The sequence below is a fragment of the Winogradskyella psychrotolerans RS-3 genome, assembly GCF_000427335.1.
GTDB lineage: Bacteria > Bacteroidota > Bacteroidia > Flavobacteriales > Flavobacteriaceae > Winogradskyella > Winogradskyella psychrotolerans.
In genome coordinates this window covers 23,342-38,373 of record NZ_ATMR01000139.1, presented here as the reverse complement: position 1 = coordinate 38,373, position 15,032 = coordinate 23,342, and the positions used below count along the sequence as shown (strand labels likewise).

Sequence of the window (15,032 nt, the reverse complement as noted above, 5' to 3'; positions counted from 1 at the left end):
ATGCGTATTCAAACTCAGCGAGAAGAAAAACTAAATACTTGGACACATGGTTTTGGTGCACTTTTGGGAATAGTAGCGTTAGTTTTATTAATTATTGACGCAGATAACCTAAAACCTTGGAGTTTATTTAGCGTAATTGTTTACGGCCTTTCTATTATCATTCTTTTTTTAGCATCAACATTTTACCACGCGGTAGAAGGGGAGAAGCGGAAGCATTATTTTAGAATCGTAGACCACGTTAGTATATATATATTAATTGCAGGGACCTATACACCAGTTTTATTAATACTTCTAACAAGAAGTTTGGGCTGGCCATTATTTTGGACGGTTTGGGGAATTGCAGCTTTTGGTGTAATTCTGAAATTGTTTTTTACCGGACGTTTTGAGATTTTTTCAACTCTTTTATATTTAGTAATGGGCTGGCTAATTGTGTTTGATTTCTCAAATGTATCAGAAGCACTTGGACCAAATGGTATACTTTGGTTGTTTGCAGGTGGTACTTTTTATACTGTTGGAATTGTTTTTTACGCCTTACAGCGAATTCCTTATAACCATGTTATTTGGCATTTGTTTGTTTTAGCTGGTGCCATTTGCCATTTCTTTATGATTTATCTTTATGTGATTTAGATAATTCTTTTTTAATATAAGGATTGAATGACGACATCTATTTCGTTATGAACTCTGTTTAATTCTATGTTGTAATTGTCTGTTTCATGAATAATTAAGTTTTTGAATAACTTAAACGCTTCTAATCTTAGTTTAGCGTATCTCAGTAATTTTTTATTTTGTTCTACAAGTTCGGATGGTAAGTCTTCAATACTATTAGTTCTATTAATAATCTCTATGTTTTCTTTCCATTTAGGGATGGCTATGTTATCAATCTCATTTAAAAGTGTTTCATTTTCTTCTGTATTTAAGTGATCGTAAAAGACTAATGACGCCTCTTCGTTTTTTGTGAACTGCTCCATTTCGGCATCATAGGTATCATATACTTCATCTGGAATTAAAAATATAGAAGCAAAAACGATGGCTATTAAAATAATTAATGAGATGACACCAATACCTGCAGCTCTCCAGCTAGAATAAAACGGATAATTATTTTCGTCGTGGTTGTTCAGAAGTTTACCCTGAATTTTGTCGACTATCAAATAAATAATTCCTGTATATATGGCAGGAATTATCATATTAGGAATTTTATCCATAATAGATTCAGGAATAACATATAAAGACCCAAAAATGATTAGCGTTGCTATTATGGAAATTATAAAAGCTGTTTTTCCTTTTTCAGCCTGATTTAATGCTTTGTAATTTTCTTTAATTAAATATCCGGCTGCCAAGGGGCCACCAATAAAACTAGCTAGTCCTATTGATTTTTGTGAATACAATTTTAAGTCTTTGGTTGAGTTGTTTGGTTCAATCATTTTGAGGTTTAAGGCTTTAAAAGTAACTTTTTTAAAATAATAATTTTTTCAAGTATATACTACAGTCCGGAATTGTAAACGGTAAATAATACTAATCACTCCCATACACAAGATCAATAAAATCTGACGTTTCTAAAGTGCCAAAGTAATCTTCAATTGAAACATTTTCAAGTGTTTTACGAATTTCATGTTTATCATATGGCACACCAATAAGTCTATTTTCTAGATCTGAAACCGGTTGCCTTCCAAAGAAATCTCCGAAAACTTTAACCTCTGAAATATGTCCTTTCTCAACAAAAATGCGAAGGTCAATTTCGCCTATCGGAAAACGTTTATTACGTTGGATATTAAACTTAGGTGAGCGTCCAAAATTCCAATCCCATAAATCATATTTTTCAGCTTTCAATTGGTGTACAGCTTTCCATTCGTCTTCCGTTAGTTTATAGGTTTCAAAAGGTTCACTGGCTTCATATAGACCAATGAGTAATTGCTCTTTAAAGTTAGCCATAGAAATCGGTGTCTTTAAAAATTCACTGATATTTGCCACACGACTTCTTACAGATTTATGACCTTTAGATTGTATTTTGCTCATTTTTACCTGAAGCGCTTTAGCCACCTCACTCATATCGGTATCAAATAATAACGTACCGTGACTGATCATACGTTTGCCGGTGGAAAATTGAGCAGTACCAGAAATCTTTTTATCATTTACTAAAATGTCATTTCGACCTTTAAGTTCTGCAGAAACACCCATGTCATTTAAGACTTTAATTACCGGTGCTGTAAATTTTTTAAAGTTGCTGATGCTTTTGCCATCGTGGTTAGTGATAAAACTAAAGTTTAAATTCCCTAAGTCGTGATACACAGCGCCACCACCAGAAACGCGTCTAACTACATGAATATGTTTAGCATCTATATACTCTTGGTTAATTTCTTCTAAGGTGTTTTGATTGCGTCCAATAATAATGGAAGGTTCGTTGATGTAGAATAACAAATAATCGGTAGACGTATCAAAATGTCTTAAGGCATATTCCTCTAATGCTAAGTTTAATTTGGGATTGGTATGGCCTTCGTTATCAATAAAAATCATAAGGTGTAATGGGTTTGGTACTTCACAAAGATACTAATTTGAAATGGCTGATTTGGTAAGGATTTGCTTGTTTCAAAGTGTAAAGAAATGTCCTCTATAAAATTAATTAATTTTTAATTTGTTTTGGTTACATTTTAATGAACTTCCAACAACACAAAAAATAATATAAAGGGATATTATTTTTTATATAAGTCTTAGAAGTTTGGTTGACGGACTGAATTTATTGTATAAAATCCAAGTAGACCTGAACACTGCATAAGGTTTGATGCATAGCACATGAGCATATATTCAATTCAACTCGATTTGATTAGGTAATTCATTGAACTATCATTCGATAAGGTGAAATATTTATGTTAAATTGTGATATTTTCAAAAATATAAAATTCTATATATGCATTCATTTCGATTATTTATTATTTTATTTTATTAAGCTTTTCAGTTCAATCACAAAACAAAACGCTCAAAGTTGAAGGTATTGTTTTAGACGAAGCTGAATTAAGCATTCCTTATGCTGCTGTTAGCATTACTTCAAAATATATTGGAACTTCAACTAATGAGGATGGTCATTTTTATTTAGAATTATCAAAGAAGAATGAATTAGATACTTTGGAGGTGTCTAGCATTGGCTATTTAACCTCTAAAATAGTCGTTAAAGAATTTCTAGAGTTAAAGGAAAAAGTCATCATCTTAAAAGAAGATATCGTATCGCTTGATGAAGTTAATATTATGAACCCACAACAATATGTAAAGTTCGCTTTTAAAAACTTAAAAAAGAATACGGTGAGTTCTGTACATGAATTAAAAATTCTGAATCGGTTTTTCGCTGTAGAAGATGATATAGCTAAATTTTTTGTTGAACATTATCTAAAAATTAAAGATGTAGGTCCAAGAGGTGGTATAGATATACGTAGAATTGGAATTTTAGAAGGTCGGAAATCTGCAGATTATAGAACTTATAAAGATGCTAATATTGGGAGAATTTACCCTGTGAATTTTATGGCTAAAATAGATCCTTTACGTCGCGGCATTTCTATTAAGGATTACAAATGGACAAAGATTGGTGATACGTCTTACGATGGAGAAGATATTGTTATTATTCAAGGTGTAAATCAGGTTCAAAAACGGAAAAATTATTTAGATCCTGTTCTCTATATTGGTATAGATAGTTATAAAGTGTACAAAACCAGAAATAAAGCCTCTAATGTGGTTTATATCTACAAGAAAAATACTGAGGGGAAACTTTATTTAAGTTATCACAATCATTACACAAAACGGTTTATAGATTTGACAGAAGAGCATCAGAAAATTCTACAAACTACAAACAAACAAATAAAATTATCTAAACGAAATGAGGTCATTGTTTTAGGAATAGAAACGGATAAGAAGAAAATAGATGTCGGAAACACGTACGTGCATCGCACGAAGATGGAAGACGTAAAGGTAAACTATAACGCGCAATTTTGGGGTACCTTTAATTTACCACCTCCAACAGACTATTATAAAAAGAGTATTAAGGAATTAGAAGCCAATTATGGTGTCGCTATTGATACGCAGTTTGAGTTGGTGAATAATTAAATCATCTTTAGCTAGATGACTTAATTTATAATTAACCATTAAGTAAGGACTTTGACTGTTTTAAAATGTCATGTTTGGTATCGTTTGTAAATCCGCTCTTCTCAGCTTTATCAAGCTTGGTTTTTATCCTGTCAACTTGAACTTGTTGTTTTCTAGCTTGTCTAATTAAGTCATTAACGAGTTCACTTTTGCTAGCGTACTCTTTATGATCCACTTGGTCTTTTAACCAGTCATCGTTTGGTTCTGTAAATGAAATACTTGGTCTTCCCATACTTTTCGTCTTTGATGTAAGTTTACACCAAAAATGAACATGAGCCAAAACTTTATTTGATGATAGGGATTGATTTCACGTAGATTGAACTGTTTAAAGTGATGCTTTTGCCATGTTATGATCTATCAGAAAGGCACATCTAAAAACGTTATCTATTATTTCTGTACACCAACCGAACCATCAGGCGAGGGGTGAAGCTCATAGATGAAATTAGGGTGGATATTAGCCTCATCACGATGCGCCACAAACAAAATACTGGTCTCACTTTCTTTGGCGATTTTGTTTATTAACGCAGAAATCAGCGCTCTACCTTCATCATCTACATTAATTAAGGGTTCATCTAAAATCAATAAAGGTGGATGCTTAATCATCGCTCTTGCAATTAATATTAAGCGTTGAACAGCTGGCGATAATTTGAGAAACGAGGTGTTCCTTTCTTGGCTTAGATTTAGGACGTCCATCCACTGCGCAGCGGCAAGTATTTGTGCGGTTGATGGGGTTTGATATAAGCCAATACTATCATAAAAGCCCGAAATAACCATGTGCTCTACCGTGTAGCTTCGTTTAAATAATTCTAGCATCGCAGGACTAATATAGCCGATTTTCTGTTTGATATCCCAAACACTTTCACCAGAACCTTTTTTCTTGCCAAAGAGACATACCTCTTGACCATAGGCTTTGCTATTATTCCCATAAATCATGGATAGTAAGGTTGTTTTACCAGAGCCATTAGGACCAATTAAATGCCAGAATTCCTTTTTCTTAATGGTCCAGTTGATATCTTTTAGAATGGAACGATCCTCATAATTCACATTTACATTCTTAAGTTCTATGAGCACTTCTGGAATATTGTTGTAGGTTGTTATTGCAGATGGAATGTCTTTATCAAAAACAAACTCTTTTTTTCTAAAAGCATAGTCTTCGATTGGCACCACCACTTTAAGCTCCGCTTTTTCAAAAGTAATCGCATGGGTGATTATGGGTAAGAGATCATCTTGTCTGTTAAAAATTAAGACGATGGGCCTGTCTTTAGACAAGGCTATTAATTGCTGTTTTAATAACACAACAGACCCTTTGTCTAAGGTTTCATAAGGGTTATTTAAGACTATAAAATCTGGGTTTTGCTGCAACAAATAAGACAGCAATGCTTTTTTTTGCTCACCAGAAGATAATGTTCTAAGGCTTCTGTTTAGTCCCGATGTGAGCTTAAAATTATCGTGTCTTTCTTCTTCTTGGATATATTTTTCTAAGGTGGTATTTGAAAATATCACCCCTTTTTTGCCTTCTAATCCTGGTAATTTATAAGAACCACTAAGTAACTGCGGTAGCCATTGCTCTTGTGGTGAACGTGCAGTGTCTTCAACGGCGTAATGCTGATGTGATGGTGTCATTGTTCTAGTTAGAAGTGCTTCAATATTTGAGTTGTCCCCAATCCTAATTCGTGTGAATAGCCATTGTTCATCAACGCTGATTCAATGGCTCCAACCGTTGCTAGTAAATCATTTTTGTTTACCGATCCCATGTGTCCAATTCTAAAGTAATTATTTTTTAATTGCGGTAAAAGACCACCAGCAAGTATAACTCCTTCTTGGTTTACTGACTTTAAAAAAGCGCTAGTATCTATTTGGCTGGGATATAATGGAGCTGATAACGTGTTTGCAGAAACGTGTTCGTTTTTTGATAATAAGTCTAAGCCTAAGGCCTTGATTGCAGCTCGCATGGCTTTCCCCGCTCTTTTGTGTCGGTCGAAACGATGGTCTAAACCTTCCTTTAAAATGAGTTGTAAACTTTTTTCTAAAGCTATTACAAGATTCACTGGAGGCGTTCCAAAATAAGAGGCTTGTTTATTTTCATAAGCTTTCATTATTGGTAACCAATTGGCCCAATCTCCATAGTAATTAGCAACAGGACTTGTTCGTTGATCAAATACTTGCATTGCATTTTTAGAAGCCACTAAAAGCGCGAGTCCTGGAGGAACGCCTATTGCTTTTTGGGACGCTGTAAGTACCACATCAATTCCCCAATCTTCTTGCTTAATTTCTTCACCCGCAACAGAACAAACACCGTCTAGAATGGTTAATACGTTGTACTTTTTACCCAAGGCACCAATACGTTTAGCGTCATTTAAAACGGCAGTTGATGTGTCAACGTGAGTAAACGTTAACAATTTATATCTTTTAGATTTTAGTTGTTCTTCTATAAGTTCTAAGGGTACAATGTCACCGACTTCAGCTTCAAGGATATCTACTTGAGCTCCATATCTTTTTAAGATTTCGGCATAACGTAAGCCAAAGTAGCCTGTAGCTATTACAAGGGCTTTATCACCGCTTTCTATTAGGTTTGCAGCAGCCACGTCCATAGCAAGTGTACCTGTTCCTGCTATTATGAATGGTTGACCAGAAGGGCATTGCCAAACGTCTTTCATTAGTTTTAAACTATTGGCAAAGCAGTCTATAAAATCTGGCGACACATGGCTAGGTGTTGGTATTGCCATACATTGCATCACTTCACTTTCAAATTCTATTGGACCAGGGATCATTAATAACTTTCTCGATTTCATCTCTTGCGTGTTATCGTATTGCTAACGGTTTTATTAATTTTTTCGACTATATTATGGTCACTAAAATTCTAGAACTCTACCTTTGACTTATTCTTTAATTTATTTTCTATGATAGGGTATAGGTTGTACGTTGGATAAATTTCTGTTGTAAAAGCTTTCCATGCCGTTCTTTCAATTGCTAAATTCACGGCGGATAATTTAGAGGCAGGAAGTTCTAACACCACCACTTGACCAAGTCCCATAACCACAAACCAATTCACTACAGAAGTACCTTCTGGAGGGAGATTTTCATAAAAGCCTTGATCTGTTCTTATCGTTTCAATCTCACTTAAGGTCATACTTTGATCATGTTTAAGAACGACGGTTAATAACAATTTGTCATCCTCTTTTTCAGAACTGGGTTTTGCATCTAGCGTTACTTTTGACTTATTTTTCAATTTGTGTTCTATGATAGGATACAAATTGTAAGTTGCATACATTTCTGTTGTAAAAGCCTTCCATGCGGTTCTCTCAATTGCTAAATTTACAGCAGATAATTTTGAAGCAGGAAGTTCTAACACCACCACTTGACCAAGTCCCATAACCACAAACCAATTCACTACAGACACACCTTCTGGAGGGAGGTTTTCGTAAAACCCTTGATCCGTTCTTATCTTTTCAACCTCATTCAAAGTCATACTTTGATCATGTTTAAGAAAGATGGTTAGCAACAACTTGTCGTCCACTTTTTCAGAGCTGTCAAGGGTATTAGTCGATTGTGCATGAACAATTATTTGTAATAAGAATAATGGGAGTAATACTGCGTATTTCATGTTTTTTATTTTTAGATGTTTGTTTAAAATAAGACAGAATAATCTTTAAGTCATTATTTTATAGTGTAATACCATTTTAATGCCATTAGCAAGTTCTGGTTTGTTTATCATTTAATTGATAAACGATCAAATCGTGTTCTTTTGAAAATTCCATAATAGTATGGTTATTCGTCAATGTTCCGTGGTCATTCATTTCTGCATTTAGATGACACTTTAATTGAAGTTGCCCATTTTTAAAGGCTATGAAGGTCGCAATTTAACTATGTTTATTACTTGTTTACTCTTCTATGCTTCTAAAAATCATACAAGTTTAGACCCGTGTCCTCATCATAATAGCGATTTAAGGTTCCATCAAAACTTTCTATAACAAATTCTGCAGCACCATTAATTTTGGCTGTAAGCAAGTGTCCCGCTAAAGCCGTGTAATCGTTACGTCCAAGAGTTACATGCATGTGTATGTAGTGCTTATCATTTTGTTGAGAGATATTACCTGTTAAGTTGGTGATTTCCATTTGTTCGGAAAACGTTTTATCTACAAATTCTTTAGTAGCTGGATCAAAAAATCGTAAGGTAGCTTCATTGACAGCCCCAAGACCTACAATTGTTCCTGCTTTTATATCCTGCTCTTTCACAAATGCCGTGATTGCTTTTGTAATCTCAGCATGATTTTGAATACTTACAACATACTTGTTACCAATCTGTTTGTAAGTGTACAGTTCAGAATTTGATTGTGCGTTTGCTAAAAAAGATACTGCGATACACAGTACTATTAAAATTGACTTTTTCATTTTGTATACTATTTTAAGTTATAACATTAATAAGACGCTCTTATTATATCTATTGTTAAACTATCGGCCTTTTTTCCAAGTTCGGTCTTTAATGTTAAAAAATGCGCTGTTTGATTATGAAAGTCAATCGCTTCCTGAGATTTCCATTCTTCTAGAATGATGACCTTTGCGCTATTATTAATATCTTCATGTAATACATACGAGATATTACCTTCCTCTTTCCGTGTGGCATCAGTTACGGTTTGCAACATATTTAAGACATCTTCCTTAAATTCGGGTTTTACAATAATTGTAGCTATAATTTTTAATTTGCTCATAATAAATACTATTTTAATTTATTTTTTTTGATTTACTTTATTTTTTGAGTTCATACCATCAATATGAACTTTTAATTGAGTTTAAACAGTTTCCGTTTTAAACACAGCTGTTTTTTTCGGCATTAAAGCTAACCTTTAACTCTTTGGTTTAAACCAAATTTTGAGTAATCGACCACGCTTACCTAAAAGTGGATCTTCATTTGGTATTGGTAGTGACAATATATTATTATCTGCAGTAGGACGCTCTCCTTTAGCGCCTCGCATTAGATCCCAGTCACGACCATCAGGATACGCACCTACTACACCAAGATTTAAACTTTCAATTTTTTTGTGGCCAACACCAGCAGGTATAATAATAACATCTCCTTTGGTAACTTTAATTTTTTCACCTTGCTCTCCTCCTAAATGAATGATCGCTTCACCAGAATATATTCCCAAAACTTCATGAGAGGTACTATGGTAATGGTGAAAAGGGTAGATACCGTTTGTCCATGAATTGGTCCAATTATTGGATTTGAAAGTTTGTAAAAACCATTGGCTAGGATTCTTTTCGTTTTTTGGCAAAGCATCTTTAATAAGGAGTAATGGTAATTTACTATTGGGTATTAGTCCATCATCTTTAAAATAAAATTTCTCATAGTGGTTTTCGTTGTCACTATTTGCAAATAATTTTGAAACAGGAAATACCAATGGCGCTAACCCCAATAAGCGTATAAATTTTTTTCTATTCATAAATTTTCGAGTTTTACAACATTATTGGTTTTGGTAGATTAAATTTTATCTATAAATCTTTTTCGTTTTTTACAACTAAAATAATAAGGGAGGTTTTAATTAATTTTAGCTAAAGCAAAAACTAAATTAGCAGTTATTTGCTAATAAATAGAAATAGAATATCTAAAGTTTTCTTAATTTTTAGATTTGATTCTGCTTAAAGTTTCATGTGATATATTGATATAAGAGGCTACAATTTTGTTTGGTAAACGCTTAACAATGTTTGGATTTATCTTGAATAATTGCTTGTATCTTTCTGAGGCATCTAGTGTTGTAAAAGAGATTAATCTCTTAGCATTATTGACATAAGCTTTTTCTAAATAGATGCTATAAAAATCTTTCCATTTAGGAACAACTGTCATGAGATGTCTAAAATCATCGTGAGTTATGTATAGAAGTTCACTGTTTTCAATAACCTGAATTGTTTCTTGTGCAGGTTCATTGGTGATGAAACTAACTAGTTCTGTTGCAAATTGATTTTCGAATGCAATATAACGTGTGACGTCTTTTCCTTCCTCATTGATGTAAAATAGCCTTAAACACCCTTTTTTCACGAAATAACTCACCTGACTATTCTTTCCATGGGATAGCAAAATGTCATTTTTCTTTTTTTAATTGTTTTAAAATAAGATAATATGATTTTTAAATCTTCATCATCAATATTAATAGTCTTTTTTATGAAATGAGTGAGTTCTATATTGTCTGCCATCTATTTGTAGTCTCTTACAAACTTACGATAATGAATAATATCTTGTATAGAAAGTACTATCAAATTATGCTCATCTGCAAAGTCTAAAATGGTGTCCATTTTTGCCATGGTTCCATCATCGTTCATTAATTCACACAGTACTGCTTCTGGTTTTAAGCCTGCTAATTTCATTAAATCTACGCTCCCTTCCGTATGTCCTTTTCTTTCAAAAACACCATTATTTTTCGCTCTTAAAGGAAAAATATGACCCGGTTTAGCTAAATCGGTACTACGCGCATTTTCTCTACAAGCCGCTTTAATGGTTGTTAGTCTATCTTTAGCAGAAACCCCTGTAGTAACACCTTCACTTGCTTCAATTGAAATTGTAAAAGGGGTTTGATAACTACTCGTGTTTTCTTTGACCATATAAGGTAATTCTAATGCATCTGCTTTTTTATTCGGTAAACAAAGACAGACAATACCACTGCATTTTCTAATCATGAGTGCCATTTGCTTATTTGTCATGTGATGTGCAGAGAATATTAAATCTCCTTCATTTTCTCTGTCTTCATCATCCATAAGGATGATTCCATTTCCGTTTTTTAGGTGTATTAGGGCTTTTTCTAATCGTTGTTGACTGTCGTTATTAAATGTTGTTAACGTCTCTATTTCTGTAAGTACCATTTTTGTTTTTATTGTTGATAGGCAAAACTACTGTTGTCTAAAGTGAGATTATTTGACATAAGTCAATAAATCTAATTTTTTTAATATCATAAGTTTTATGCTTTGGTCTCATTTGAATTCAATATGCTATAAGCTTGTTTTAAGCATTTTATAAGCATGCTATAACCACGCTATAACCTGTATTATAATATTTTGTATATTGCTGTATTGTAAGTGTTTAACTTAAAATATGATGTTATGGCACAACAGACCGGAATTATCCCTTTAGTAGGGACCTTAAATGGTATTAATTTTTATTATTTGAATGGTAAGCCGATTGCACGAAAAGCGGGTGGTGGATTTACTAAAAAAGCAATAAAGAGCAAGGCTAGTATGCAGCGTGTGCGCGAAAATGCCAATGAGTTTGGCCATTGTTCTGCAGTGAATAAAGCGTTTAGATCTGCATTGTATCCGTTTTATAAGGGGCACAAATTTACACATTTTCATAGTCGTTTGATGGGCTTGTTTACGGCTATAAAGGCTTTGGATACGACACATAAACGTGGGGCACGCTGTGTTGCAAATGGGATAGGGCAGGTGCATGGTTTGCAATTGTTGGCGCAGTTTAGCTATACACCAGCGTGTGATGTAAGGCAGGTTTTACCGTTTGAGTTAGAAGTTTCTAGCAGTGATTTTGCGTTAACACTTACTGATTTTGATATTGCGCAGGTAGGCTTTGCGGATGGTGCTACCCATATGGCGTTGACTTATGGTGTGTTGGATTTTGATTTTGACCGTTTAAATTACGACCTACATTTGGCACCTGCTTTGGTTTTAGATCGCTCTTATGCGGGTTCTACGGTGACGTTGGAACCTGATACTTTACCAAGTGGCCTTGGTACCGCGCTTTGTGTGCTTGGTATACGGTTTTACCAAGAAGTGGCAGGAGCTTTATATGTCTTAAATGCTAAAGACAATGTGGGGATTACCGTTTTGAAATGTTTATAGGGAGTTGGAGGTTGCGAAGTGGTTTTAATTTATTTTGAGTTTCCGAATTTGTTGAAGGCTGTTTTTTATGTTTTTATTTGGAAATCTTCGATACCATCAGAATTTTTTTGTGAATCCTAATCCATTTTTTAGTCTGTTATAAAGTCTTCATAATTATTTATTAATTATAATGTTTAATATATTCGAATTACCATTATTTTTTCTGCTACAAAATTCCCTTGTACTTGCCACGTTCTACCGTTAATTTGGTTTGGTAAAATGGAGTTACATGAGTTAATTATTGGATAAAGAAAAAACCTACCATTCTTCGCTTTATCTTTAGTTACGCTTGAGATGTAGGATAGTGTAGTCTCAAATTGATTGTCTTTTAGTCTCCACTAGATTTGCCACAATTGTCCATTTCTCGTATTTAATTTGATGAAATTATGCGTGTTATTTTTAGCAAAGCGTCGATAGACAAGATTGCTATCTGTAGAAATGTTTTGTGCAGTAGGTTGTGATGTGCTTTGAGCAACAGTTAGCATTGTAGTTTATGCAACAATCTATAACGAAATTTTTATTTTTATACGTCCTTTATTATTAGTGTGCGATCTCGGCATGTGGCTGGTTTTACTGACGCAGAACCGTATAGTATAAAAATAGTAGTGGGTTTTTACACACTAATTTTTAGATGACACACTCACTTTTTTTTAATTTAATTACTTTTATTTTTGCGATTATAGCGCTATTATTTTTAAACATTATAGGGTGTATGGTCTTTATTTTCGTCTAAATAGTTTTGCAATCGTTTTTCCAATTTCATCAAGTTTTTCAAGCGGTTCTATAAATGTTGGGTTTTTCAAGTCAATTTTTGAGGTGTCTGTAACCCCAGCTTGCATTGGGTAAATTAAGATATAACTGGTGTCTTTAAAATACTTGTTTAGATAGGAAGGTATTTTTATCATATTGTTGTGGAACGATGGTTTATCTTTTCTGCTTAAAACAATGATTAGATTGTCGTCTTTTTGAAATTTTCTTGCTAATATTAAGAAGTCATCCCAATCACTAAATTCTTCAAATAAACAGTCTATTGGGTGTTTAGATTGAATTTCCGTTATAACCTTTAGTGTTTCTTTTGTCGCATAAAAAATAAGTGTAGCACCAGAGTTTCTTGCAATATTCCATACTTTTATAAGCCAAAAAGGAAATCCAATTTCTTTTTCTGCATTTTCGGGAACGATAATAATGTGTCGTTTGATAGTTGCAAAAGGTTGTGCAGGTTTGTAAATTAATGTAGTGGTGTTACATTTTGTTAAAATGCCTTCAGTCAAATTTCCTAAAAAAGAGTTGGAAATCCCTTTACTGATATGCAATCCTAGTATTAAATCTGTGATTTTATGTTCTTTAGCTACACTTGTAATGCCATTGACTATACTTAGATCATAGCGCAGTAGTTCGTGAATTAAATTATCTGTTGCAGAAGCGGTTACGGCTGCTTTACTTAATATTTTTTTTGCTTTCTTGTCTGCTGAACCGTCTATTGTATTATTGTCCACAATACTTAGAGCATACAATCCATCTTTATTCTTTTTTGATTTAATGGTGACTCCCAAATTGATAAGTTCATCTGTTGTGTTTATATTACTAATTGGAATTAAGATTTTTTCTCTGTTTTCCTCATCGTCTATTTCTGCGTCAGCATTTTCTAAAAGGGCAATATTATTAGCGCCTTTTTGCGCCACAAAAGAGGCAATGGTGCAGGTAAAAAGTATCATCAAAATAGTTCCGTTCAAGATGCTTTCGCTTAGTAATCTTATAGGCTCTCCTGTTGCTGTTTCACCCACTATGATATTATAACCCACCAAAACCGCGGCCAATGTTGCGGCAGCTTGAGCGTTACTTAAGCCAAATATGAGTCTTCGTTCATCAACTGAAAATTTATAGGTTTTTTGTGTAAGCCAAGCAGCAAGAAATTTTGAAGTTGTTGCCACAATAATCATTACAGATGCCACTTTAAGTGTTTCAAAATCTTCAAAAAATGCACGGTAATCTATAAGCATTCCTACTCCAATAAGAAAAAAGGGAATAAAGATGGCATTCCCAACAAATTCTATTCGGTTCATTAAAGGTGAGGTGTGTGGAATTAGTCGATTAAGAGCTAAGCCAGCTAAAAACGCTCCAATAATGGCTTCAATTCCTGCCATTTCGGCAAGTACTGCACCGAGGAATACCATTACCAAAACAAAAATATATTGAGAAACATTATCTTCAAACCGTTTGAAAAACCAACGACCGATTATGGGGAAAAGTAGCATTACGATTACACCAAAAATGAGAATAGAAACCGATAGCCTTACCCAAAATTCTGTATTAACTTCTCCTGTGGTCATTCCGACAATTACGGCAAGCACCAAGAGCGCCAAGGTATCCGTAATCATTGTGCCACCAACTGTGATATTTACCGCTCTATTTTTTGCTACTCCCATTTTACTAATCAATGGATATGCAATGAGCGTATGTGACGCAAACATACTTGCCAATAAAACAGATGTGGGTAATGAAAACGCTAACACATACAGCCCTGTTAATGTCCCTAAAATCATTGGGATTAGGAACGTGAATAAGCCGAACACTAAGCTTTTTTTGCTGTTTTTCTTAAAGTCTGCTAGATCTATTTCTAAACCTGCAAGGAACATTATATATAACAGCCCTGCCGTTCCGGAAAGGATAATACTACTGTCTCTTTCCATTAGATTTATCCCGTTCGGTCCAATGACCGCTCCTGCTATAATAAGTCCGAGAAGATGGGGGATTTTTATTTTGTTCAGAATTATTGGGGCGAACAGGATTATAACCAATATTAATAAGAATTTCAATACTGGATTTGTCAGTGGTAAGGATGTCTCAAAGATGTTTAGTACTATCATTACATGTCGTTTTGAGTGATGTATTATACTGAAATAGGTTGCCTCTTTTTTTTGCTACTATTTCCATATTCTAAAGATTTTTTTTAAGTGTTTAGAAGGTAAAAAAATAGTTTGAACTCGTCTGTTTTTTAATTGTTAGTTCAAGTAAATTTACATTATTTT

14 protein-coding genes and 1 pseudogene are annotated in these 15,032 nt (G+C 33.8%); 3 read left to right on the top strand and 12 right to left on the bottom strand.

Translation table 11 applies throughout. The features are described 5' to 3' along the window. Entirely contained in the window at positions 1 to 627 is a 627-nt protein-coding gene (trhA, locus tag ADIWIN_RS14640; RefSeq protein WP_020896193.1) for a PAQR family membrane homeostasis protein TrhA, read from the top strand. 11 nt (positions 628 to 638) lie between these two features. Here trhA and ADIWIN_RS19725 read toward each other — a convergent pair whose 3' ends face one another. Both ADIWIN_RS19725 and lplA read right to left on the bottom strand, forming a co-directional pair. Then, positions 639 to 1,421 carry a hypothetical protein gene (locus ADIWIN_RS19725; protein WP_020896192.1) on the bottom strand — a complete coding sequence of 261 codons (783 nt, stop codon included), beginning with the start codon at positions 1,419 to 1,421 and terminating at the stop codon, positions 639 to 641. Between the two features lie 91 nt (positions 1,422 to 1,512). Beyond that, positions 1,513 to 2,511, bottom strand: coding sequence for a lipoate--protein ligase (lplA, locus tag ADIWIN_RS14630; protein ID WP_020896191.1), 999 nt, complete (start codon positions 2,509 to 2,511; stop codon positions 1,513 to 1,515). A gap of 387 nt (positions 2,512 to 2,898) precedes the next feature. Here lplA and ADIWIN_RS14625 point away from each other — a divergent pair, with 387 nt between their 5' ends. Beyond that, on the top strand, positions 2,899 to 4,086 hold the full coding sequence (locus ADIWIN_RS14625) for a carboxypeptidase-like regulatory domain-containing protein (protein WP_081669587.1): 1,188 nt from the start codon (positions 2,899 to 2,901) through the stop codon (positions 4,084 to 4,086). 31 nt (positions 4,087 to 4,117) lie between these two features. On the opposite strand, the gene ADIWIN_RS14620 is transcribed toward ADIWIN_RS14625, so the two are convergent. The 9 genes and pseudogenes from ADIWIN_RS14620 to ribB form a co-directional block, all read right to left on the bottom strand. Further along, complete coding sequence (locus ADIWIN_RS14620) at positions 4,118 to 4,357, bottom strand: ribbon-helix-helix domain-containing protein (RefSeq protein ID WP_020896189.1); 240 nt, start codon at positions 4,355 to 4,357, stop codon at positions 4,118 to 4,120. Between the two features lie 155 nt (positions 4,358 to 4,512). Continuing rightward, on the bottom strand, positions 4,513 to 5,748 hold the full coding sequence (locus ADIWIN_RS14615) for an ATP-binding cassette domain-containing protein (protein WP_020896188.1): 1,236 nt from the start codon (positions 5,746 to 5,748) through the stop codon (positions 4,513 to 4,515). A gap of 8 nt (positions 5,749 to 5,756) precedes the next feature. Next, on the bottom strand, positions 5,757 to 6,917 hold the full coding sequence (locus ADIWIN_RS14610) for a pyridoxal-phosphate-dependent aminotransferase family protein (protein ID WP_020896187.1): 1,161 nt from the start codon (positions 6,915 to 6,917) through the stop codon (positions 5,757 to 5,759). Positions 6,918 to 6,985: 68 nt separating this feature from the next. After that, positions 6,986 to 7,729 carry a hypothetical protein gene (locus ADIWIN_RS20925; protein WP_200859817.1) on the bottom strand — a complete coding sequence of 248 codons (744 nt, stop codon included), beginning with the start codon at positions 7,727 to 7,729 and terminating at the stop codon, positions 6,986 to 6,988. A 293-nt stretch (positions 7,730 to 8,022) separates the two neighbouring features. Continuing rightward, positions 8,023 to 8,517 carry a PPC domain-containing DNA-binding protein gene (locus ADIWIN_RS14595; protein ID WP_020896185.1) on the bottom strand — a complete coding sequence of 165 codons (495 nt, stop codon included), beginning with the start codon at positions 8,515 to 8,517 and terminating at the stop codon, positions 8,023 to 8,025. Positions 8,518 to 8,543: 26 nt separating this feature from the next. After that, the gene (locus ADIWIN_RS14590) at positions 8,544 to 8,834 is read right to left on the bottom strand and encodes a putative quinol monooxygenase (RefSeq protein WP_020896184.1); all 291 of its coding nucleotides are present in this window, start codon (positions 8,832 to 8,834) and stop codon (positions 8,544 to 8,546) included. A 135-nt stretch (positions 8,835 to 8,969) separates the two neighbouring features. Beyond that, the gene (locus ADIWIN_RS14585; protein WP_020896183.1) at positions 8,970 to 9,566 is read right to left on the bottom strand and encodes a cupin domain-containing protein; all 597 of its coding nucleotides are present in this window, start codon (positions 9,564 to 9,566) and stop codon (positions 8,970 to 8,972) included. A gap of 173 nt (positions 9,567 to 9,739) precedes the next feature. Beyond that, a pseudogene (locus tag ADIWIN_RS14580) lies at positions 9,740 to 10,314 on the bottom strand (Crp/Fnr family transcriptional regulator). Continuing rightward, on the bottom strand, positions 10,315 to 10,977 hold the full coding sequence (ribB, locus tag ADIWIN_RS14575) for a 3,4-dihydroxy-2-butanone-4-phosphate synthase (protein ID WP_020896181.1): 663 nt from the start codon (positions 10,975 to 10,977) through the stop codon (positions 10,315 to 10,317). Between the two features lie 237 nt (positions 10,978 to 11,214). Here ribB and ADIWIN_RS14570 point away from each other — a divergent pair, with 237 nt between their 5' ends. Next, positions 11,215 to 11,964 (top strand): hypothetical protein, encoded by a 750-nt coding sequence (locus tag ADIWIN_RS14570; protein ID WP_020896180.1) that lies wholly within the window; start codon positions 11,215 to 11,217, stop codon positions 11,962 to 11,964. Between the two features lie 758 nt (positions 11,965 to 12,722). Here the strand turns inward: ADIWIN_RS14570 and ADIWIN_RS14565 are convergent. Then, on the bottom strand, positions 12,723 to 14,870 hold the full coding sequence (locus ADIWIN_RS14565; protein WP_040757498.1) for a cation:proton antiporter: 2,148 nt from the start codon (positions 14,868 to 14,870) through the stop codon (positions 12,723 to 12,725). Positions 14,871 to 15,032 lie beyond the last annotated feature (162 nt).